This window comes from Rhodanobacter sp. T12-5, from assembly GCF_008329435.1.
In the GTDB taxonomy this organism is placed as follows: Bacteria; Pseudomonadota; Gammaproteobacteria; order Xanthomonadales; family Rhodanobacteraceae; genus Rhodanobacter.
The window spans coordinates 837266-860057 of the sequence record NZ_NPKN01000002.1 but is presented as its reverse complement, the minus strand read 5'-3'; the positions used below and the strand labels follow the sequence as shown (position 1 = coordinate 860057).

The 22792-nt window shown below is 64.0% G+C and carries 11 protein-coding genes and 3 pseudogenes; 9 read left to right on the top strand and 5 right to left on the bottom strand.

Going from position 1 to position 22792, the window contains the following annotated elements:
• Nucleotides 1–204: 204 nt before the first annotated feature.
• From CIW53_RS07970 to CIW53_RS07940, 7 genes are all read left to right on the top strand, one after another.
• Nucleotides 205–1662: a glycoside hydrolase family 125 protein gene (locus tag CIW53_RS07970; protein WP_149364128.1), complete on the top strand. Its 1458-nt coding sequence runs from the start codon at nucleotides 205–207 to the stop codon at nucleotides 1660–1662.
• Between the two features lie 47 nt (nucleotides 1663–1709).
• Complete coding sequence (locus CIW53_RS07965) at nucleotides 1710–4163, top strand: GH92 family glycosyl hydrolase (protein WP_149364127.1); 2454 nt, start codon at nucleotides 1710–1712, stop codon at nucleotides 4161–4163.
• 467 nt (nucleotides 4164–4630) lie between these two features.
• On the top strand, nucleotides 4631–7810 hold the full coding sequence (locus tag CIW53_RS07960; RefSeq protein ID WP_149364126.1) for a TonB-dependent receptor: 3180 nt from the start codon (nucleotides 4631–4633) through the stop codon (nucleotides 7808–7810).
• A gap of 83 nt (nucleotides 7811–7893) precedes the next feature.
• Entirely contained in the window at nucleotides 7894–10284 is a 2391-nt protein-coding gene (locus CIW53_RS07955; protein WP_149364125.1) for a GH92 family glycosyl hydrolase, read from the top strand.
• A 285-nt stretch (nucleotides 10285–10569) separates the two neighbouring features.
• The gene (locus tag CIW53_RS07950) at nucleotides 10570–12312 is read left to right on the top strand and encodes a glycoside hydrolase family 76 protein (RefSeq protein ID WP_242451817.1); all 1743 of its coding nucleotides are present in this window, start codon (nucleotides 10570–10572) and stop codon (nucleotides 12310–12312) included.
• 57 nt (nucleotides 12313–12369) lie between these two features.
• A complete protein-coding gene (locus CIW53_RS07945; protein ID WP_172969612.1) occupies nucleotides 12370–13257 on the top strand; it encodes an endonuclease/exonuclease/phosphatase family protein in 888 nt (295 codons plus the stop codon).
• Nucleotides 13258–13423: 166 nt separating this feature from the next.
• The gene (locus tag CIW53_RS07940; protein WP_197736631.1) at nucleotides 13424–15289 is read left to right on the top strand and encodes a sugar-binding domain-containing protein; all 1866 of its coding nucleotides are present in this window, start codon (nucleotides 13424–13426) and stop codon (nucleotides 15287–15289) included.
• 159 nt (nucleotides 15290–15448) lie between these two features.
• Here the strand turns inward: CIW53_RS07940 and CIW53_RS07935 are convergent, their stop codons facing one another.
• The 5 genes and pseudogenes from CIW53_RS07935 to CIW53_RS17905 all read right to left on the bottom strand — a co-directional run.
• Entirely contained in the window at nucleotides 15449–16681 is a 1233-nt protein-coding gene (locus CIW53_RS07935) for an AGE family epimerase/isomerase (protein WP_149364123.1), read from the bottom strand.
• The gene (locus tag CIW53_RS07930; RefSeq protein WP_149364122.1) at nucleotides 16678–17658 is read right to left on the bottom strand and encodes a carbohydrate kinase; all 981 of its coding nucleotides are present in this window, start codon (nucleotides 17656–17658) and stop codon (nucleotides 16678–16680) included. The genes CIW53_RS07935 and CIW53_RS07930 overlap by 4 nt, the downstream gene beginning before the upstream one ends.
• Nucleotides 17655–17852: pseudogene (locus CIW53_RS07925) on the bottom strand (glucose/galactose MFS transporter); the annotation flags it as partial. The gene CIW53_RS07930 and the pseudogene CIW53_RS07925, both read right to left, overlap by 4 nt.
• A 124-nt stretch (nucleotides 17853–17976) precedes the next feature.
• Nucleotides 17977–18129, bottom strand: a pseudogene (locus CIW53_RS17910) (transcriptional regulator); the annotation flags it as partial.
• 51 nt (nucleotides 18130–18180) lie between these two features.
• A pseudogene (locus CIW53_RS17905) lies at nucleotides 18181–18440 on the bottom strand (LacI family DNA-binding transcriptional regulator); the annotation flags it as partial.
• Between the two features lie 130 nt (nucleotides 18441–18570).
• On the opposite strand from CIW53_RS17905, the gene CIW53_RS07915 reads away from it, so the two are divergent.
• Entirely contained in the window at nucleotides 18571–20919 is a 2349-nt protein-coding gene (locus tag CIW53_RS07915; protein ID WP_149364121.1) for a GH92 family glycosyl hydrolase, read from the top strand.
• 91 nt (nucleotides 20920–21010) lie between these two features.
• Nucleotides 21011–22792, top strand: a complete 1782-nt coding sequence (locus CIW53_RS07910; RefSeq protein ID WP_149364120.1) for an ATP-binding protein — start codon at nucleotides 21011–21013, stop codon at nucleotides 22790–22792.

Below are 22792 nucleotides of genomic sequence, written 5' to 3'. Positions count from 1 at the left end.
GACACGCGCCACGGAAATGCTTTAGGTTCAACGCATTGTCTCGAAGGACAGAGGGTGAATAGGAACCCGCATCGATTGAAATACCGCGCTGCACCGGGCCTGCATCGGTCGATGCGAGCTCCGGCGTTTTCCAGGACCTGTCGCCAACCCGCCTTTTTGCCACGACCGTACAAATACCTCTCCGAACCTACACGAGCGCCGCAGATGCCCACCAATCCCAGTCGACGCGACCTGTTGAAGATGTTTGCCCTCGCTTCGGGCAGCGCGATGATCGGTGCATTGCCCGCGATGGCTGGCGCCTCGTCTGCCTCGCCCGGGCGATTCGTGAGCCGGCGGCCGCCACCCGCCCAGCGCAAGTTCACCAGCGCCGCGGTGGAAGCTCAGATCACCCGTACCAAGGCGGCCATCGGTGATCCCGAGCTCGCCTGGTTGTTCGAGAACTGCTACCCGAACACGCTCGACACCACAGTGAACACCGGCACGCTCGACGGCAAGCCGGATACCTTCATCGTCACCGGCGACATCGACGCGATGTGGATGCGTGATTCGTCCGCGCAGGTGTGGCCGTATCTGCCGCTGGTGCCGAAGGACACCGCCTTGCAGAAGCTCTTCGTCGGGTTGATCCATCGTCACGCGCGTTGCATCGCGATCGATCCCTACGCCAACGCCTTCATGCCCGACCCGACCGCACACACGACTCTGGACTGGGCGCAAAGTGACCTCACCGACATGCGCCCCGGCGTGGCGGAGCGCAAATGGGAGATCGACTCGCTGTGCTATCCGATCCGCCTGGCGCACGGCTACTGGAAGACCACCGGCGACACGACGCCGTTCGACGACGACTGGCGCGCAGCCATGCACACGGTACTGAAGACCTTCCGTGTGCAACAGCGCAAGGACGGCCCCGGCCCGTACCATTTTCAGCGCAACTCACCCAGGGCCAGCGAGAATCCGCCACTGGACGGCTACGGGAATCCCGCCAAGCCGGTGGGGCTGATCTTCTCGATGTTCCGTCCATCGGACGATGCCTGCCTGTATCCGCTGTTTGTGCCGGCGAACTGGTTCGCAGTGACCTCACTGCGCCAGCTGGCCGAGATGTCGCAGGCGGTCCACCACGACAACGCCTTCGCCGGCGAGTGCCGTGCGCTGGCCAATGAGGTGGAAGCGGCGCTGAAGCAGTACGCCCTGATGCACGACGAACGCGGCGGCGAGATCTGGGCGTATGAGGTCGATGGTTTCGGCAACCAGCTTTTCATGGACGACGCCAATGCGCCCAGCCTGTCGAGCATGGCTTATCTCGGTGCGATGCCGATGGACAACCCCACCTACTGCCGCACCCGCGCGCTGGCATGGAGCCATCGAAATCCTTATTTCTTCAGCGGAAGCGCCGCCGAAGGCATCGGCGGCCCGCACGAGGGGCTGCGCATGATCTGGCCGATGTCGATCACCATGCGCGCACTCACTACGCACGACGCCGGCGAGATCCGCCAGTGCCTGCAATGGCTCAAGACCACCCACGCCGGCACCGGGTTCATGCACGAGGCGTTCGATCAGGACGATCCGAAACACTTCACCCGCGCCTGGTTCGCCTGGGCCAACACCCTGTTCGGCGAACTGATCGTCGAGCTGGCCCAACGTCATCCCGAGCTGCTGCGCGCCTGAGCGCCGACGGCTTCACCGCTTTCACGCACTGACAGGAACATTCCCGCATGGTCACCCGCCGACGTTTTCTCCAGGGCTCCGCCGCCGCACTGACCCTGCTGGGCGCACGCTTCGCCACCCCCTCGGCATTCGCTGCCGGTCGCGCCGGCAGCAGCCAGTCCGGCGCCCTCGGCATGCCGGGCAGCGCCGGACTCACCCACCACGTCGATGTGTTCATCGGTACCGGTGGCCACGGCCACACCTTTCCCGGCGCCACGCTGCCGTTCGGCATGGTCCAGCTCAGCCCGGATACCAACGACAGTGGTTGGGATGCGTGTTCCGGCTACCACATCGGCGACGGCTCGATCATGGGCTTCTCGCACACTCACCTCAGCGGCACCGGCGCCGCGGACCTGCTCGACGTGCTGGTAATGCCGGTCCAGGGCGCCGTGCAGTTGCAGCCCGGCACCCGCGGCCGGCCCGACATCAACTATCACTCGCGGTACGACATGAAGCCCGCTGCGGGCGTTGCGCAACAGCTACCAGTGGATGCCGTGATCACGCCCGGCCCGGGCTACCGCTCGCGTTTCGACCGCAGCAGCGAAAGCGCGCGGCCCGGCTATTACCGCGTTACGCTGAAAGACCACGACATCCTCGCCGAGCTCACCTGCACCGAGCGTACCGGCCTGCATCGCTATACGTTCAACCAATCCGGCGACGGCCACCTGCTGGTCGACTTCGCCCACGGCTATCACGATTCTCCGGGAACGCCTTGCCGCGTCTCCGATGCCACCTTGAAGCTCATCGGCAACGACACCCTGGTCGGCTCGCGGCGCGTTCACCAGTGGGCGAACGGCCGGCACATTTACTTTGCGATGAAGCTGTCACGACCGATCACCCAAGGCGTGCTGTACAACGACGACAAGGCGCTGCCCGGCGGCTCGCTGGAGGCCAGGGGCAGCCATCTCAAGGCCGCACTGCATCTCGGCGATGCATCCAGCGAGCCACTGCTGGTCAAGGTCGGCATCTCCGGCGTCGACATCGAGGGTGCATTGCGCAATCTCGAACAAGAGTTGCCGGACTGGGATTTCGACCGCGTCAGCGCGGCTGCCGACAGCGCCTGGGAGCGGGAGCTGGGCCGGATCGCGATCGACGCGGCGAGCGACGACATGCGACGCATCTTCTACACCTCGCTCTACCACACCATGATGGCGCCGACCCTGTTCAGCGACGTCGACGGCCGGTATCGCGGCATGGATTTGGCCGTCCATCAGCTGCCGCAGGGCGCGCACAACTACAGCACCTATTCACTCTGGGATACCTACCGCGCGCTGCATCCGCTGTTCACCCTGTACCAACCTGAGCGCGTACCTGACCTGGTCAATGGCCTGATCCGCATGGCCGCCGAAAGCCCTGAAGGGCCACCCGTGTGGCCACTGCAGGGCGTGGAAACCGGCTGCATGATCGGGTGCCACTCCGCGTCGGTGATTGCCGAAGCGCAGGCCAAGGGTTTCCAGGGAATCGACATCGACAAGGCCTGGCCGCTGTATCGCAAGCGCGCCATGGACGACGATTACCGTGGCCTGTCCTACTACCGCAAGCTCGGTTACATCCCAAGCGACAAGGAAGGCGAAGCGGTCAGCAAGACGCTGGAATACTGCTACGACGATTGGGCCGTGGCGCACATGGCCGACGCGGCCGGCGCCACGGCCGACGCGAAGGCCTTGCGCGCACGCTCGCGCAACTACCGCCACGTGTTCGACAAGAACGTCTCGTTCGTGCGCCCGCGCGACAGCCTGGGTGGGTGGCTGGAAGACCCGTTCGACCCTACCGCCATCGGGTACTCCGACAAATGGCGCGATTTCACCGAGTCCAATGCGTGGCAGGCGACGTTTCTCAACCAGCACGACCTCTACGCCTACATGCAGTTGTTCGGCGGCGAGGCAGCGTTCGAGCAGAAACTCGACGGCCTGTTCAACGCGCCGCCAAGCCTTCCGGACAACGCCCCGCCGGACATTGCCGGTCTGGTCGGCCAGTACGCTCACGGTAACGAGCCCAGCCACCACATCGCCTATCTGTATGCCTACACCGGCGCACATTACAAGACCCAGGCCCGCGTCCGTTCACTACTCGACACCATGTACCGCGCATCGCCCGATGGGTTGGCCGGCAACGAAGACTGCGGCCAGATGAGTGCCTGGTATGTCATGGGCGCACTGGGTCTGTACGCGGTCGATCCGGTCAGTGCAACCTATGTATTCGGAAGTCCATTGCTGAACCGTGCAGAGATAACCCTCGCGAACCAGCGCAAGCTTGTGGTGGAGACAATGGGCAACGGTCCGGACAAACCCTACATTCAGTCCGTCAGTTGGAACGGCAAGCCATGGACGCGTAGCTGGATCAGTCATGCCGAGCTGACCGCTGGTGGCGTACTGACATTCCACATGGGCATCATTCCCAACAAGAAATTCGGCAACCTCGCCAAGGACAGACCGCCATCATTCGGGAGTCGGGCATCGTAAGCATCGAGCCTGCTCGGCGATCGCTGAGTGGGTAGTTCGGCTCGACGGACGCCTCGCGAAGGTACTTGCGCACCGTGTTGCGGGACAGACCGGCCTGTCATGTCGACAAACCATCGCGCAGATGCCGCTGCCGGATCTCGCCTGGAACATTCACCATGATCGCTCCAGCTCACTTCGTCGTGGCAGCCAACGGAGCAGCGTAAAGGGCGGGTCAAAATTGGATGCACTCACCCCTCCAGATGGTCATTTTTGGGTGCACGTTTACAAGCGTTGCCTTTTTTGCGCCGCAGCGTGACATATCACGTCTTCAGGGTTACTAATTGGGGCAGGGGATTTAGATCGATCTAAATAAGTGGCTCGTGTCATGGCTTCCGGAAGACCGGATGGCTCGATGCCAAGGCTCGTTGGATACGAAAATTTAGATCGATTCAATTCAAAAACGCACGGCATATGGGGAGTAAGAAAATATGATTTACCTACCACACGTCTTTGCCCGCAAGCCGCTGTATGCCGCACTTGCCATGGCGACCATGTCGTTTGGAGCTTGTCTCGGAATACCCGGGGTTGCCCTTGCCGCGCAGGCATCCCCACAGACTGCATCCGCGACCACCGCATCACCACCAGAACAAGCATCTGACAGCACACAGGCAAAGAAGGCGGACAAGGAGAAAAAGCCAGGCCCAGCCAAGGCAACCAACCTGCAAGCGGTCGTCGTCACGTTTCGTCAGTCGATCGACCAGAACGTGCAAGAAAAGCGCTATGCCAATTCCATCGTCGAGGTGATCAACGCGCAGAATATCGCGCAGTTCCCCGCCAAGAACATCGCCGACGCGCTTGCGCACGTGCCTGGCGTGGTCATCAGCCGCGAATCCGGCGAAGGCAAGACGGTCAGCATCCGTGGTCTTTCCCCCGAGCTGACGCTGACCGAATTGAACGGCAATTATGTCGCCTCGGCCGATACGTCGGCCGGACTGACGCGCTCGTTCAACTACACGCTGATGCCGGCCAACATGTTCTCCGAGATCAAGCTCTACAAGAGCCTGGAAGCACGCCTGGACGAAGGTGGTATCGGCGGCAACGTGGACCTGCACACGCGCCGCCCCTTGGGGATGAAGGCGAATGACGGCTTCGTGTCCATCAATGGGGCGGGCTCCGACACCAGCAGCAAGATCACGCCCCAGGTGTCGGCCCTGTGGTCCTGGAAGAACAAGGACGAGACCCTGGGCTTCCTGGTCGCTGGCTCGTACCAGAAGCGCCGCGATGTCGATTACACAGCCAATGCCAACAGCTGGCACTGGTGGAGCAACAACTGTACCGACTCGGCAACATGCACCGCGCCGCCGACGGATGTGCATGGCAACCCGTACGGTGCCGACGTGGCGCCCAACATTGCCCTGTGGGGCGGTGGCGGCGTGGTCGACCAGGCCGGCAACCAATATTCGGGATACTGGATGCCACAGCAGTTTTCGACCAGCCGGAACCAGCTGGACCTGAAGACCAAGGGCGTCCAGGCAACCATGCAGTTCAAGCCCAGCGACCATATGCTGCTGACGGGCAACTACTTCCGCTTCCAGCGTCAGCAAACCCAGATCACCAATACCCTGGAGGTCCCGGAGTGGGGCCTGCCCGGCAACCACAATTATGCGGACCAGCAGGGCCGACTGCTCGCGCCCAATGGCCTGACCTTCGACCCCTCGGGAACGGTTGTCACCGGTGCGAACTACGTGCTTCCGGCCGCTGGCCAGGGCTGCAACTCGACGATCAACCCCAGCACGGGCGCGCAACGCCAGGCAGTAGACGTCTGCTCCACGGAGATTCCGTGGCTGAACGGCAACTACTCCGTCGAAAAGGCCACCTCGCAGACCCTCAACATTGAGGGCGAATGGGACAACGGCGGCAACCTCGACGGATCGTTCAACGTCGGTCGCACCTGGGCAACGGGCGGTCCCTCGGTGGAGCTGGGCATGGCTGCCAAGCCGCGGAACTTCGTCAACGGCCAGTGGGTGGACGGCAGCAACGGTGCGGCATGGTCGTACAGCGGCAAGCCGGGCATCACCGCCTCGCCGGATGTGCTGCAGAACATGCTGGCTGGCGCGGGGCAGGTGGACCTTGGCTCCACCGGCTCCAACATGGTCAATACCAGCGACTCGCAGAATTTCGCCCAGGCGGATTTCACCTGGGCCTTTGATTCGGGCTGGGTGCAATCGCTGCAGTTCGGCGTGAAATATCGCGATAGCCACGCCGAACAGCAGAACAACGAGGTTCGCTGGTACTGCAAGGGCACCACCTCGAAGTTCCAGACCTGCGACCCGAACGCCGGCCAGCTGCCCGCGGGTTTCCTCCAGCCCAACGTGCTCGATGGCAGCAACGAAGCCTATAACGACAACACCTTCCCGGCGATCAATTTTCCGGCCTATTACAACTACCTCAACGCGACCTACGACCGCGTGCTGTACGCCCACCCGGAGGACAAATCCTCGATCCAGGAGAAGATCGCCGCGGCCTATGTTCAGGCAAATTTCGACACGGGCACGCTGCGCGGCAACGTGGGTCTGCGCTTCGTCAGCACCAAGCAGGACCTCACTGTGGCCGATCAGATCACGACCAACAACGCGGTGTATTACCACGATGCGGGCGGCAACATCCTGATCTGTCCAGCTTCGGGCGTGAATGCCGCCGGCGGTGCCTGCGCACCGGGTGACTTCCAGTACCGTCCGAACGAAGAGGCGGTCGTCCAGAACTACTCCAACGCATCCACGTCCAAGCGATACAACAAGGTGTTGCCGAGCTTCAATATCGCGTGGAACCTGACGGACGACTTCCTGATACGCGCCGCGGGTTCGCAGGCGCTGGCCCGTGCGAACTACACCGACCTGGCGCAGCTGGGCAGCCTGACCTACTACACCCAGGACTACTACAACGACCGCAAGCAGTTCGGCTCCCCCGTGCCTGGCTGGTACGGCAGCGGTGCCAATGCTGACCTGAAGCCGTTCACGGCGACTCAGTTCGACTTGGCCGGCGAGTGGTACTACGAGCCCCATTCGGTCGTGGGCATCGATCTGTTCCAGAAGAAAGTGAAGAACTTTGTCGTGCCGGTCACCGTCAACAACATCATGGTGAACGTCGGGGGCACGCAAGAGAACTTCATGCAGTACAGCACCAACGCCAACGGTCGCTCGGGCACGTCCAAGGGTATCGAGCTGTACGCGCAGCACACCTGGGACATGGGCTTTGGCTACATCGCCAACTACACGCTCAACAAGACCAACGAAACCCCCGTCTCCCTGGGCGATACGCAGGTGGGCAAATCGGAGCTGATCGGCAGTGCCAAGTACGCGGCCAACGTGTCGCTGTTCTATGAAAAGCATGGACTGCTGCTTCGCGTCAGCGACAACTGGACCGGCCGGACCATGCAAGGCCTGGCGTCGGGGCTTTCGGTCTATTCGGAGCCCTATCGCGAGATCGACTTGAACGGTGACTATGAGTTCAACAAGCACTTCATGGTGACCGCATCGATCATCAACCTGACCAAGTCCACGCCGCGCTCCTATCTCGGCTCGGACACCCGGGCCCGGTTGAACTCCTACGAGTACGCCGGCCGCCAGTACTACGTGGGCATCACGTACAAGTTCGGAGATGGCGGCTGAGAAAGCGCAGACGGGGTCGGGCCGATCGCCTGACCCCGCCACCGCCCCCGCGGATACACCCCACTCCGCAGCAGGAAGACATCATGAAGTTCGCACCCGCACGCTCGCCCCGGCGTATATTTCCGATACACGACCGGCACCGCGTCCTCATCGTGGCCCTGGCGATCCTCGCACTTGGAACCATCGACGCGGGGCATGCGAAAGACGTCAGGCCCGCTTCCGCCGCCACCTCGGCCGTCGATGAAGCCAACCCGCTGGTCGGCACCGCGCCGCTGGACCGGCAGGAGCTGATCGGCAATGCGCCGCCGCCGGGCGAGCCGCTGTATTCGGGCATGACTTCGCCGGGCGCGAGCTTGCCGCAAAGCTCGACGGATGCGGCGCCGGTCAACATCAATGCTGATCTCAGCTTTGCCACGGGCGTCCCGGTGTCCTATGCCTATGGGCGGCCGGCCATGATCGGTTTCACCGGCGGTGGTTCGACGTACGGTGCGCGCGCTGCGCCGATGATCATGCCGGTGGTCGGCGACTGGACCGTGCCGCCGGACTACGCCTCGTCGTATTACGACAAGGCGACCGAGAAGGCGTCACCGGGTTACTACGCCGTCGACCTCGCCACGTTCCACACCCGTGCCGAACTGACGGTGACGCAGTGGACCAGCCTGATGCGCTTCACCTTTCCGGCGAGTCACCGCTCGAATGTGGTGGTCAACCTTCGTCGCTCGGGCGGCGATATAGAGGTCGTAGGCGACCGCATGATCCGCGGCGTCGCTACGGGCGAGCGCCGGAACCTCGACGCGGACGGTCCCTATTTCGTGGCGGAATTTTCGCGTCCGTTCGCGGCCTTCGGCACCTTCCACGCCGACGTCAACGACAAGGGCGAAGGCCTCGGCAACGAAGACGTGCAGACCGGCCAGCGCACGGTATCGGGCAGCTATGCGGGTGCCTATGTCACCTTCGACACGAAGGCCGGCGATCAGGTGCTGGTGAGGATCGCCCACGGCCACAGCGCCGACGAAGCCGCACAGCGGCTGCACGCGGCGGATGGCGCTTTCGACAGTGCGCACGCCAAGGCGCGTGCGGCATGGGCGCAACTGTTCGATCGCGTCGAAGTTTCCGGCGGCACGCCGAAACAGCGCGCGTTGTTTTACTCGACGCTTTATCACTCCTTTGCCAGCCCGCGCGTTGTCGCGCGCAAGGGTGAGCACTACATCGACGCCAAAGGTCAGCTTCAGGTCGCCGCGTACGATCTCTACAGCCCCGTGCCGTACTGGGACACCGGCCGCAATCAGATCACGTTGCTCATGCTGCTCGAGCCGAAGGTCGTGCAGGACATCATGCGGTCCGAGCTGGAACGGGCACACGAGCGCGGCTACATGAACACCTCGTTCCACGGTGATCACGCCGTGTTCCTCTACGACGGCGCAATGCAGCGCGGGATCCCGTTCGACTACGCCAGCGCCTACGAGGTGCTGCGAAAGAACGCGACCGATCCGAAGGGTCCACGCGGTTACCTGGCCGAATACGTCAAGAACGGCTGGATCTCCGACATTGTTCCGTCGGGCAATCCGAGTCCGCCGTATGCCGGAGGCAAGGCCGGTGTGGCGACGACGATGGAGTACGCCTGGGACGATCATGCGCTCGCCGATCTCGCCCGACGGGTCGGCAAGAAGGACGACGCAGCGATGTTCCTGCGTCGCGCCGGCAACTACCGCAACGTGTTCGATCCGTCGGTGGGCTTCATGCGCGGCCGCACCGCGGACGGCAAGTGGATTTCGCCGTTCGACCCGGCCGAGCCGTACTACAACTTCATGTCGAAGGAAGGCTCGGGCTGGTCCACGCTGTGGCTGGTGCCGCATGACGTGCAGGGTTTGATGAACCTGCTCGGCGGACGCGATGCGTTCAATGCCAAGCTCGACACTTTCTTCTCCACGCCTTACGCGCCCAGGGGCATCTGTCGCGACTGCACCGGTGTGATCGGGCAGTACGTGCAGGGCAACCAGCCGGACCAGCAAGCGGCGTATCTCTACGCATGGAGCGGCCAGCCCTGGAAGACGCAGGCGCTGACGCGCCGCATCCTCGCCGAACTGTATGGCAGCGATGCCACCGGCTACGGCTACCCCGGCATGGACGACCAGGGTTCGACGTCGTCCTGGTATGTGCTCAGCGCGATGGGTTTCTACCCGGTCGATCCCTCTACCCCCGATTACATCATCGGCAGTCCGATCTTCGATCGTATCCGCCTGCGTCTGGGCAACGGCAAGGTCTTCGAGATCGTCGCGCGCAACAACTCCGAGCGGAACAAGTACATCCAGTCCGCCACGCTGAACGGAAAACCGTGGACCAAACCCTGGTTCAGCCACGCGGACATCGAGAACGGCGCGACGCTGGTGCTCACGATGGGTTCGCAGCCGAACAAGGCCTGGGGTGCCGATCCGGGCGATGCGCCGCCGTCGATGTCGGCGCGAGAACCCTGATTGGCGGGATCACGATTTCGTTTTTCTTCTTGAGAGGACGGCCCGATCATGAATCCGAAGACGCATGCCACGCTCATCCTGTTTCGGTCGGGCAACGTCCCGAAAAAGGTCGGTTCAGGCGCTGTCGCTATACGGATACGCCTTCCGATAACGCTGGTTGCGACCGGTCTGATGGCGCTGGTTGTCGCGCTCGCCCCGGTCGCCTCCGCTCGGGCCGATCAATCAAGGCCGCGAACCGACGGGTCGACAGCCGTCGCCCGGAGCCGGGTGGCGGCAGACGTGCTGATGAGTTCTTACGATTCGGACAAAGCCTGGTTCCCCTCCAGTTGGTGGAATTCGGCGGTCGCCCTGCAAACCATTGGCGACTACATGCAACGTACCGGCGATCGCCGCTATCTTGTTCAACTGGACAACACCTTCGAGAAGGACAAAGGGGCGTTTCCGGGTGGGGTGCTGTCCGGCGATCCCTTGCTCGGCAATTTCACCAGCCGTGCCATCGACGACTCCGAGTGGTGGGGCCTGACCTGGCTGCAGGCCTATGACCTCACCGGCAACCGGAAGTATCTGGACATGGCGGTCACGATTGCCAACTACGTGCACGGCTACTGGGACACCAGCACTTGCGGCGGTGGCGTATGGTGGAACGCCGAACGCACCTACAAGAATGCCGTCACCAACGGACTGTGGATCCGGCTCACCGCCGAACTGCACAACCGAATCGATGGCGATCGGGTGTGGCTCGAGCGGTCACGCGAGGCTTGGAGCTGGTTCGCGGGCAGCGGCATGATCAACGCCAGCGGCCTGGTCAACGACGGCCTCACCGACACCTGCAGCAACAACGGGCAGAACGTGTGGAGCTACAACGAGGGCCTGGCGATCGGTGCCGGACTGGAACTCTGGCGCGCGACCCGCGACCCGCACATCCTGGCCACCGTTCGTCAATTGGCGGATGCCGCGATCGGTGCGGATGGCCTGGTTGTCGACGGCGTCCTGACCGAAAGATGTGATGCCCTCGACCAGACCTGCGACGACAACGCCAAGCAGTTCAAGGGCATCTTCATGCGCTACTGGACCGACCTCGCCGACACCACCCACGATCCACGCTACGCCGCCTTCCTCGACCAGCAAGCCGAGGCCATCTGGGCCAAAGACCGAGATGCCGCCGGCCGACTGGGCACGCGCTGGTCCGGCGCCAGCAGCGACGATCATCCCAACGTGTTCGATTGGCGCACCCAGGCCAGCGCGCTCAGCGCCCTGATCGGCGACGTACCTGCCTGGATGCCGCGGGAGTCGCTGGCCGCGACCATGTCGCCGGCACAGCCAGTAATCATGCCGGCCGCATCGGGCGCGTCATCCATCGCGATCGACCTCGGCGTCTCGGCCACCGGGTTCTTCCCACTGCATGCGCTCGCTTCGATCGATGTACCCGCGGGTTGGGATGTCACGCCGCGCGCAACCCAACTGCGCCTGCAGCCACACGGCAACGCGTTCCCGGTCAGCGGCACGATCCCGTTGAAAGTCACGGTGCCGAGCCTGGCAACGGACGGGCATCACAGGGTGACGGCCAGCGTGATGGCGGCGGGCCTGCACTTCAGCACGCAGGCCGATGTGCTGGTCGCGCACACGATCGACTTCGACACCGGTACCGTCGACGAGAGCCCGTGGCTGTGGGATGCCGACCATTCGCAGAGCAACGGCGTGCAGAACCGCTTCGCCGACGGCAGTGCCCACTTCACCTATCGCTTTCCTTTCCCGTCGGATACCACGTCGGCACACCTCACCCTGACCATTGACGCCGAATACCTGGTGCAGGCCAGTTCAGACGGGCAGCACTGGACGACCGTGTTGCAGGAATGTCAGCCGGTTACCGATGGCTCGAACAAGGCGGACCAGACCATCGACCTGACGCCTTACCTCGGCACGGGCGCCGACGGATCGAAGCCGGTCTATCTCAAGGTGTCCGATGCATTTCCCGATGATGGTTGGGGCGGGCGCGTATACCACGTGAGGGCGAACATCATCGAGTAGCCGGACCGACCAAGGGCTTCGGCCTCCCCCTTTTTACCTCTCTCAACGAGTTGCCCCATGCGCCTGCTGCCATGCTTTCTTTTGATTTCCGGATGCTTGATTTCCGGATTGGCGCTCGCCAACGGCATGGGCAACGCCGCCTCGCTGCCCGGCGCCAACACGCACGACCTTCGCGTCATGACTTTCAATGTGCGTTACAGCGAGGCAGACGACGGCATCAATGCGTGGCTCAGGCGCCGCGATCTGATGGTGCAGGTCATCCGCAATGAACACCCCGATATCCTCGGTACGCAGGAATTGCTCTTGCCACAGGCTGACTACTTGCAACAGCACCTGCCCGATTACACCTGGCTCGGCATGGGCCGCAACGGCAACGAGATCAACCGGAACGACAACGAACACATGGGTGTCTTCTACGACAAGGAGCGCCTGAAAGTACTCAAGTCCGGCAACTTCTGGTTCTCCGATACGCCGGACAAGCCAGGCAGCAAGAGCTTCGGCCAACCTCTGCCGCGCATGGTTACCTGGGCGCAATTCCAGGATCTGCGCGGTGGAAAGCAGTTCTACTACTACGACACCCACTTTCCCTACCAGGATGGCAAAAAAGCCGAGGCGATCCGTGAGCGGTGTGCCGAGGAAATTCTGCGACGTCTGGCCCAGTTGCCCGCGTCGGTGCCGTTCATCCTGACCGGTGACTTCAACACTGCCCCCGAAAGCGTGACCCATGCCGCCCTGACCAAAGTCCTGCACGATGCACGCACGTCGGCTCCGCGGCATGAGGGCCCGGTCTCTACCTTTCACGACTTCACCGGCCATGCGACCAAGCGCATCGACTGGATTCTTTATCGCGGCTTGACGGCCGACAGCGTGCGCACGATCACGACGCACGAGGGCAAAGTCTATCCGTCCGACCACTTTCCCGTAGCCGCCGATTTGAGCTGGTAGACGAAGCGCTCCGACCGCGCGGTAGCGAATCGAAGTGCAGCGTTTCGGCAAGGAAGGTCGGTACGACGCGACAGGTTCACAGGCACCCGGCCGCGCATCGACCGCCCTGCATCGAGTCGCTCCCGGGTGGATGGACTTGACCCCTTTTTGCATTGAGGAATACCAAATGACATGCAGCACGAAGACAAGGCGCTCGATCGCCTGGATGGGCATGACCGTGGCGATGGGACTGATCCCGATGGCGATGGCGGCACCGGCACGAAGCGCCGTCTGGAACGGCAAGGTGGCGCCATTGGCCACGCCGTGGACGGCCGAGGTATCGCCAAATAACGCTTTGCCCGAATATCCGCGACCGCAGCTGGCGAGGCCGTCGCTGGAGCATCCTCAGTGGATGAGCCTCAACGGGCTGTGGCAGTACGCGGCAAGCGACGTGCATGGCGCGCTGCCGTTCGGCCAGACGCTGAAGGACCGGGTGCTGGTGCCTTACCCAATCGAATCGGTGCTCTCGGGCGTGCAGAAGCATTCGGACTTCATGTTCTACCGCCGGCTGGTGGACGTCCCTGCGTCATTCACCGCGCATGGCCAACACGTGCGGCTGAACTTCGGCGCGGTGGCCCAGGACGCCATCGTTTACGTCAACGGCAAGCAGGTGGCGCGCCATGTGGGCGGCTATACGTCCTTCGGCGCGGACATCACGCAGGTACTGCGCCAGGGCCCGCAGGAAATCGTGGTGGCCGTGCATGCGCCCGTGGACGGCGCCAACGTGATGGTGGGCAAGCAGCGGCTGAAACCCGAAGGCATCTTCTACACCGCGGCCTCGGGTATCTGGCAGTCGGTGTGGCTGGAGCCGGTGCCGGCCACCAACCTGGCGCAACTGACCTTCACCCCGGCGCGAAGCCTGGACGCCTTCACGGTGACGTCGAAGCTCCACGGCAACAACGAAAATGCCACGCTGCATGTCACTGCCTATGCGGGTGGCAAGCCGGTCGGCGAGGCGAGCGGGGCGGCCGGCAAACCGCTGCAATTGGCTATCGCACATCCGCGCCTGTGGAGCCCGCAGAATCCGTTCCTGTACACCTTCAAAGCCACCCTCGTGCAGGGCGACCAGCGCGACAACGTGACCAGCTATGCCGGCCTGCGCACCATCGGCGTCAAGAAAGTGGACGGACTCAACCGCATCGTGCTGAACGGCAAGACGACCTTCCTGCTGGCCACGCTGGACCAGGGCTACTGGCCCGACGGCATCTACACCGCGCCCACCGACGCGGCGCTGAAGTTCGACATTCAGAAGACGAAGGACCTCGGCTTCAACACCATCCGCAAGCACATCAAGGTGGAACCGGCGCGCTGGTACTACTGGGCCGACCGCATCGGCCTGATGGTGTGGCAGGACATGCCGGCGCTGCCGACCGGGAGCAACGACAAACTCAGCGACGCCGACAAGGCTCGATTCCGCGCGGACGTCACGGCCATCGTCGAGCAACTGAAGGGCGAAACCTCGATCATCGGCTGGATCCCGTTCAACGAGGGCTGGGGCCAGTGGAGCATTCCGGCCGCCGCCGAACTGGCGACGCAGATCAAGCAACTCGATCCCTCGCGCCTGGTCGATGCGCGCAGCGGCGCCAACTGCTGCGACACCAAGGGTGATCCGCACGCCGGCGACGTCTACGACATCCATGATTACCAGGGCCCCGGCCTGCCGAGCCCGGACGCCACGCGCGCCTCCATGGACGGTGAGCACGGCGGTCTGACCCTTGGCATTCCCGGCCATATGTGGCCCAACACACCGATCAACCCGTACGGCGACGTGAAAGACAACGCCGCGCTCAACAAGGGCTACGTCGCCAACACCGCCGTGCTGCGCGACAAGGGCCCCGCCATTGGTGTGTCCGGCAGCGTCTATACCCAGATCACCGATGTCGAGGGCGAGCATAACGGGCTGTTCACCTACGACCGCAAGATCGAAAAGGTTGACGAAGCCAAGGTACGCGCGATCAACGAGGCGACGATACGCGCAGGCGGGCAGCGCTGAGGCCTCCGCGAAAGGGGACAGATTCGAATGGCACATGCTTAAGGCAGCGCTGAATAAGCCATCGCAATCAACCAACCTTCGTGTCTAGTCATCCCGTGCGTGCCTAGCGCGAAAAAGCGACCAGGGCTGTTCGTCAGGAAGCCGAAGAACCAGGCGGGACTAAACGTCCAGGATAGTTGGGTGATTCAGTAAGCGCAGCAGCTCGTGGCAGGCACCCATGGTGTGGTAGTCGCACTTGCCGGCGGGGCTTTTCTCGTCGCTGTACTTGCGGTTGTCGCGGGTGAGGATGCGGTACCAGGCGCCGTGGCGGTGATCGACGAAATGCTGCCACGCATACGCCCACAGCTTCCCGTACCAATCGTCATACACGGCCAGCCCGGTGCGCGCGTGGAGCAGCGCGGCGGCGGCCAGCGATTCGGCCTGCACCCAGAAGTATTTGTCGTCGTCGCAGATGCTGCCGTCTGGCGCGAAGCCGTAGCCGATGCCGCCGTATTCGTTGTCCCACGCGCGTGCCAGCGCGGTGTCGAACAGGTGTTGCGCGGTGGGCAGCAGCCAGTCGCGGGCGAGGCCGCGTTCGCCCAGCATCGGCTCCATGATCAGCAGCAGCTTGGCCCATTCGGTCTGGTGGCCGGGCTGGAAGCCCCAGGGGCGAAACAGGTGTTTCGGGTCGTCGCGATGGTATTCGCGATCGATGTTCCAGTCGCGGTCGTAGTGCTCCCACACCAGACCGCCGGCCTGGGCGGCCTGGCGGCGCGTCATGTGGTCGGCGAGCGTGTAGGCGCGTTCCAGGTAGCGCGGGTCGTCGCTGGCCTGGTAGGCGGCCAGCATCGCCTCGCACATGTGCATGTTCGCGTTCTGGCCGCGGTAGTCGCTGAAGTGCCAGTCGGCATCGGCCTCGTCGCGGTACAGGCCGGCGTCGGCATCCCAGAAGTGCTGCTCCAGCAGGGCCCAGGTTTCGTCCATCCACGCGGCGGCCTCGGCGATGCCGGCCTTGCGCGCGCTGGCGTAGGCGAGCAGCACGAAGGCGACGCCGTAGGCGTGGTTGGTGCGGTCCTCGGGTTGCTCGTCGCGGATCGTCCAGGCGTAGCCGCCGGTGTACGGATCGCGATGCACTTCGCGCAGGTAGCGCAGGCCGTGGCGCGCGGCGTCGAGGTATTCGCCGTGGAGAGCAGCCTGGTGGCCGAACTCGATCGCGGCCAGCGCATAGTTGACGACAAAACGCGTGCTGCTGACCAGGTGCCGGTGGCTTCGATCGTAGATCGTGCCGTCGTCCTTGAAGTAGTGGAAGAAGCCGCCGTCCGGATCGATCGCATGCGGGTGGTAGAACGCCATCGTCTGCGCGATGTGCGCGCGCAGGAAATCGGCGCAATGGAAATCCGGCATGGTGCTCATGGCTGGTTCTCCATGAAGGCCAGCACTTCGTCGCCGTGCGGCATCGCGCTGAACGAGCCCTGGCGGGTCACGGTGAGTGCGCCACTGGCGGCGGCGAAGCGCAGCATCGCGTGCAGGCGCGGCAGCTCGGTCACCAGCTGGTCGAGCCGTTCCGGGCCGGGCGCGAGTTCGGCCAGGCAACACAGCAGGCCGCCGACGAAGGCGTCGCCGGCGGCGGTGGAATCGACCACCTGCACCCGATAGCACGGCAGCTCGCCCTCGGCGTCGGGGTGGAACCAGCGCAGCGGTTTCGCGCCGTCGGTCACCACCACCAGCCGGGTGCGTCCCCGCCACAGCCGGTCGAGCGCGGCCTGTTCGCCGTCGACCGCGAGCCAGGCGAATTCTTCCGCCGACAGTTTCACCACGTCGGCCAGATGCAGCGCAGGCCACAGCAGCGGGAGCGGATCGGTGTCGGTCGGCCACAGCGCCGGGCGCAGGTTGAGATCGAAGCTGACCAGCGCGCCGACGCCATGCGCACGCTGCATGCCTTCGCGGGTGGTGTCGGCCAGGGCCGGGTCGGTCATGCTGTTCGAGCAGACGTGGAACACGGCGACATCGCGGAACGTATCGGGGCGAAAGTCGGCCGGTCGGAACTTGAGGTCGGCCGAGCCGTCGCGATAGAAGCTGAAGCTGCGTTCGCCGTGGGCGTCCAGCGTGACGAAGGCCAGCGCGCTGTTCGCCGCATCGGTGCGCACGACATCGTCGGTGCCGACGCCGGCCTGCTGCAGGCTGTCGAGCAGGAAATCGCCGAAGCGGTCGCGCGAAAGCATGCCGGCGAAGCGCGCGCTGCCGCCGAGCCGCGCCGCGGCCACCGCGACATTCGCCGGCGCGCCGCCGGCGAACGGCACGAAGCCGGTGGCGAAGCCGCGGTCGTCGACGCCGTCGGCATGCAGGTCGATCAGGGCCTCGCCGAAACACAGGATGGGCCGTGCGGTCATGCGCGTTCGCTCGCGCTGTCGCCTGTCGACGGGGTGCTGCGGATCTTCGAGCCGCTGAGGCCGTAGAACACGATGTACAGGTAGCACAGCAGCGGCAGGAAGAACGCGTGCTGCAGGCCGATGTTGTCGGCCAGCATGCCTTGCAGCCGCGGGATCACGGCACCGCCCGCGATCAGCATGAAGAAGATGGTGGTGAGCACGCCCATCGCCATCGGGTAGTCGGTGTGGCGCTCGCCGCGTGCCGGCGTGCCTGGCGTGGGTGATGGAGTGTGGGCGAAGGCCATGTGGATTCCCCGAGCGGATCAGATGTGTGGCGGATCAGGCGGCGATGGGCGGGCAACTGTTTTCGCGCACCATCAGTTGCACTGATGCGATGGTCTTGCGGCTGTCGGCCTGCGGCTGTTGCAGGCGCTGCAATAACAGTTGTGCGGCCTGTTGGCCGCGTTCGCGAGGGGCCGTGGTCAAGGTGGTCAGCGATGGCATGCCCGGCGCGGCCTCGGCGATGTCGTCGAAGCCGGTCAGGGCGAATTCGGCGAAGAACGGGTTGGCCACGTCGTTCAGGATCAGCGCGATGCTGGAAGACGTGGGTTGGCGCAGGTTGGCGGCGGCACGGTTGTACACATAACCTTGACGACGCAGTTCCTCCTCGACCCGTGCGCGGGTGTTCTTGTTCACCATCGGGCTGCCGCGCAGCACGAGTGAGACCGTGGCGCGCGACACGCGCAGCCGGCGGCAACGTCGTTCAAGGTTACTTTGCGGCCGGTCGGTGTATGGCTGGGCATGCGATTTTTGCCGGATTGGAACGATCCAAATGTAACTTATCGACGCTGTTTCACACGTCGCAGCGCAACATGCGTTGCCTCGCCGCGAATGTTAGCGTGCCACCTGGATCGTTCCAAATGCGAGATTGCGATGATTGTACGGTTACCTTTCGTCCTCCCCTGCGTACTTGCCGCCGCTCTCGGCCTGGCCGGTTCGACGCCGGCTGTGCATGCCACGGGTCTTGCCGCTGGCCACGCGGCGAGTGTCGATCCGCGCATCGGCAGCGGCGGCGACGGCCACACCTTCCCCGGTGCCACGGTGCCGTTCGGCATGATCCAGTTGTCGCCGGATACGGCGATGCCGGATTTCAAGCATGCCTACAAGTGGGCGGCCGGCTACCAGTACGGCGACAGCAGCATCATGGGTTTCTCGCACACGCATTTTTCCGGTTCCGGCCATTCGGACCTGGGCGACGTGCTGGTGATGCCGATTGCCGGTGACGTGAAGCTCGATCCGGGCGACCCGGCCAAACCGGGCAGCGGCTACCGCTCGCGCTTTTCGCACGACAGCGAAGTGGTGCAGGCTGGCTATTACGCGGTGACCCTCAGCGATTACCGCGTGCGCGCCGAACTCACCGCGGGTCGCCGGATCGGCTGGCATCGCTACACCTTCCCGGCCAATCGGCCGGCCCATGTGCTGCTGGATCTGCGCCCGAGCATCTACGACTACCCCGGCAAGGTGCTGTGGGCCAGCCTGCGCGTGCATCCCGACGGAACCGTCACCGGCTGCCGCACCACCCGCGGCTGGGCCCCGGGCCGCGAATTGTGTTTCGCCATGCGCTTCTCGCAGCCGATGACGTCGCGCGAGCTGTACGACCGCGAGGCAGACATCCTCTACAAGGGCTTCAAGGGCCCGGGCAACCAGCCCGAGGATGACGATGCCGAAAACGGCCGCGCGCTGGTCGGCGTGTTCGACTTCGGCAAGCTGAAACAGCCGCTGGAAGTGAAGGTGGCGATCTCGCCGGTGAGCGAGGCGAACGCCATCGCGAATCTCGACCACGACGGCGCGGGCTGGGATTTCGATGCCCGCCGCGCCGAGGCGAAAGCCGCCTGGGACAAGGCGCTTGCAGTGATCGATGTCGAGGCGCCGAAGACTGCCACGACGCTGTTCTACACCGCGCTGTATCACGCGATGTTGTCGCCCACGCTGAGCATGGATGTCAACGGCGATTACCGCGGGCCGGATCATGCCGTGCATCGCGCGGACGGTTTCGAGTTCTATTCGACCTGGTCGCTATGGGACGTCTACCGCGCTCAGCAGCCGTTGATGGTGTTGCTCAATCCGCAACGCAGCACCGACTTCATCCGGTCGCTGATTGCCGCACGCGAGGCCAGTCCGTTCGGCATCCTGCCCGTTTGGGCGTACCAGGGGCTGGAGACCTGGTGCATGATCGGTTACCACGCGGTGCCGGTGATCGCCGACGCATACATCAAGGGCGTGCGCGGCTTCGATGCGGGCAAGGCGCTCGCGGCGATGGTGGCCAGCGCCACCTATGCGCCATACGGCGATCTGGCCGACTACATGAAGCTCGGCTACGTGCCGATCGACAAGGAACCCGAAGGCGCCTCGAAGACGCTGGAGTACGCCTACGACGACTGGTCGCTGGCGCAGATGGCGAAGGCGATGGGCAAGACCGGGGTGGCCGGCACGTTCACGAAGCGTGCCGCCAACTGGCGCCAGGCATGGGACCCGAAAACCGGCTTCATGCGCGCGCGGCTGAGCGACGGCAAGTTCCGTGAACCGTTCGACCCGACGGCCGCCGGCTACGGCAGCGATTTCACCGAGGGCAACGCCTGGCAGTACTCGTGGTACGTGCCGCAGGACGTGGCCGGGCTGATCGGCGCGATGGGCGGGGATACGAAATTCGTGGACAAGCTCGACGCCTTGTTCGATGCGAAAGTCGATCCGTCCCACTTCAAGCACGTCGAGGACATCACCGGCCTTATCGGCTGGTACGCGCATGGCAACGAGCCGAGTCACCACATCGCTTACCTCTACGACTACGCCGGCGCGCCGTGGAAGACGCAAGGCCGCCTGAAGCAGATCATGGACAGCCAGTACGCGGCGCGCCCCGACGGTCTGGCCGGCAACGACGACCTCGGCCAGATGTCGGCCTGGTACGTGTTTACCGCGCTGGGCTTCTACCCGGTGACGCCGGCCAGCGACGAGTACGCGATCGGGCGGCCATTCGTGGCGAAGGCGACGATCCACGTGGGCAACGGTCGCACGTTCACCATCAGCGCCTCGCCGCTGGACGACGCGCATCCCTACGTTGGAGCGGTGACCCTCGATGGCAAGCCGCTGGATCGCACGTACCTGCGCCATGGCGAGATCGTTGCCGGTGGCGAGCTGCATTTCACGATGCAGGCCGAGCCGAACCGGCATTGGGGAAATGCCGTTGGCGCGCGACCGGCGTCGATGAGTCGTTACGGCCCGTGAACGGAGTGCGCAAGCCTCTCGACGCCCCGCCGAAACATGCCAGAATGCCAAGGACGCTTGTCGTGGCGGGTTTGTCGATGATCCGGGTCGCATGAAAACCAGAGGAGTCCTGCGCTGGCATACCGCCGGCCTGCTGCTGGCAGTGCTGGTCATCGTGGCCTTGCCGTATGCCGTCACGCGTTTCAGTTCCCAAAGCATGCGTGAGGCGGCCGCACTGTTGACCCACTCGAACGTCGTCAAGGCGACGACTTACCGGCTCGCCTACCTGACCCGCGACAGCGAAAGCGCCATCTATCGTCTGCTGGCCGGCGACAGCAACGACCTGACCCAGCAGCGCAAGGAGCTCGCCGGACGCGAGGTGCCGGCCCTGCTCCGGCAGCTGCGGGCAATGACGCGAGACAACCCGGACCAGCAAGTCCGCATCGGTGCGCTGGAAAACGCCATCACCGGACGGATTACCTTGATGAACCAGGCTTCCGCGCGATTGCAGCAAGGCGATCCGGCAGGCGCCCGGCAATCGTTGCGCGATGCCGGCGACCTGTTCGTCATCAACGATGACATCGCCGGTATCGTGCAAGCGGAAGACAACCTGCTGGAGAGTCGCCAGGTCGCAGCGCACAGGCAGGCATTCAACAACAGCGTCGTACTCGGCGTCACGGCGCTCGCGCAGCTGCTGCTGCTGGGGATCATCGTCGTCATGTCCGAACGGCAGATCGGCCAACGCCAGCTGGCGGAGACCCGCGAGGGGCGCGCAGTGAGGCGTTCGCGGCTGATCTTCCAGGCCGTGCGCGAGCCGATCGCGCTGTTCGACGAAAAGCTGAACAGCCTGTTGGTGAACAATGCCTTTGCCGAGCTGTACGGGATGGATTCACAGCATGGCTCGGTGCAACTGGAGCAGATCGGCGACGGTGCGTGGAGCGACACCGTATTGCTGCAACGCCTGAACGACGTGCTGCTGCTCGATCGCGAATTGTGGGACCACGACATGATCCAGCGCACTGCCGACGGCACCGACCGGCATGTGGTGATCAATGCACGGCGCCTGCAGCCGCACGACACCGAGACGCCTGCATTGCTGTTGACGGTGAGCGATATCACCACGCGCGCGCTGGCCGAGCAGAAAGTGAACGAACTCAACCGCCAGCTGGAGGGCAAGATCACCCAGCTTTCCGATGTCAATCGCGAGCTGGAGGCGTTCAGCTACTCGGTGTCGCACGACCTGCGCGCGCCGCTGCGCCACATTTCCGGATTCGCGCGCAAGCTGGAGCAACACCTGGGCGATCGCACGGACGACAAGACCACCCACTACATCGATGTGATCAGCAGCTCGGCGCAGCGGATGGCCTTGCTGATCGATGACCTGCTGGTCTTTTCGCGACTCGGCCGCGGCGCGCTGCGACTGCAGGCGGTGGACATGCAATCGCTGGTCGAGGAGGCGCGCGCTCTATCCGAATCGGCGGTGCCGGAGCGGCGCATCGCATGGTCCATCGAGCCATTGCCGATGGTGATCGCCGATGAGAACATGCTGCGCACGGTTTGGCAGAACCTGCTTGGCAATGCGGTCAAGTACACCGGCCATTGCGATGTGGCCCGGATCGAGGTGAGCGTGAAGCAGGATCGTCGCGGCGACTACGAATTCACCGTGGCAGACAACGGCGCCGGCTTCGACATGCAGTTCGCCGACAAGCTGTTCGGCGTATTCCAGCGCCTTCACCGCAATTCGGAATTTCCCGGCAACGGGATCGGGCTTGCCAACGTGCGGCGGATCATCGCGCGTCACGGTGGCCGCGTCTGGGCCGAGGCGGAACCGGGGCAGGGAGCCCGTTTTCATTTTTCGCTGCCGGCCACCGACACGGCCGGAGCACATACCTGA

What these genes read in the sequence shown, in the direction of transcription:
- CIW53_RS07950 (WP_242451817.1), top strand. Translation starts at nt 10,570, where the DNA reads ATGAGTTCTTACGATTCGGACAAAGCCTGGTTCCCCTCCAGTTGGTGG.
- CIW53_RS07930 (WP_149364122.1), bottom strand. Translation starts at nt 17,658, where the DNA reads ATGACCGCACGGCCCATCCTGTGTTTCGGCGAGGCCCTGATCGACCTG.
- CIW53_RS07945 (WP_172969612.1), top strand. Translation starts at nt 12,370, where the DNA reads ATGCGCCTGCTGCCATGCTTTCTTTTGATTTCCGGATGCTTGATTTCC.
- CIW53_RS07910 (WP_149364120.1), top strand. Translation starts at nt 21,011, where the DNA reads ATGAAAACCAGAGGAGTCCTGCGCTGGCATACCGCCGGCCTGCTGCTG.
- CIW53_RS07935 (WP_149364123.1), bottom strand. Translation starts at nt 16,681, where the DNA reads ATGAGCACCATGCCGGATTTCCATTGCGCCGATTTCCTGCGCGCGCAC.
- CIW53_RS07940 (WP_197736631.1), top strand. Translation starts at nt 13,424, where the DNA reads ATGACATGCAGCACGAAGACAAGGCGCTCGATCGCCTGGATGGGCATG.
- CIW53_RS07970 (WP_149364128.1), top strand. Translation starts at nt 205, where the DNA reads ATGCCCACCAATCCCAGTCGACGCGACCTGTTGAAGATGTTTGCCCTC.
- CIW53_RS07960 (WP_149364126.1), top strand. Translation starts at nt 4,631, where the DNA reads ATGATTTACCTACCACACGTCTTTGCCCGCAAGCCGCTGTATGCCGCA.
- CIW53_RS07955 (WP_149364125.1), top strand. Translation starts at nt 7,894, where the DNA reads ATGAAGTTCGCACCCGCACGCTCGCCCCGGCGTATATTTCCGATACAC.
- CIW53_RS07915 (WP_149364121.1), top strand. Translation starts at nt 18,571, where the DNA reads ATGATTGTACGGTTACCTTTCGTCCTCCCCTGCGTACTTGCCGCCGCT.
- CIW53_RS07965 (WP_149364127.1), top strand. Translation starts at nt 1,710, where the DNA reads ATGGTCACCCGCCGACGTTTTCTCCAGGGCTCCGCCGCCGCACTGACC.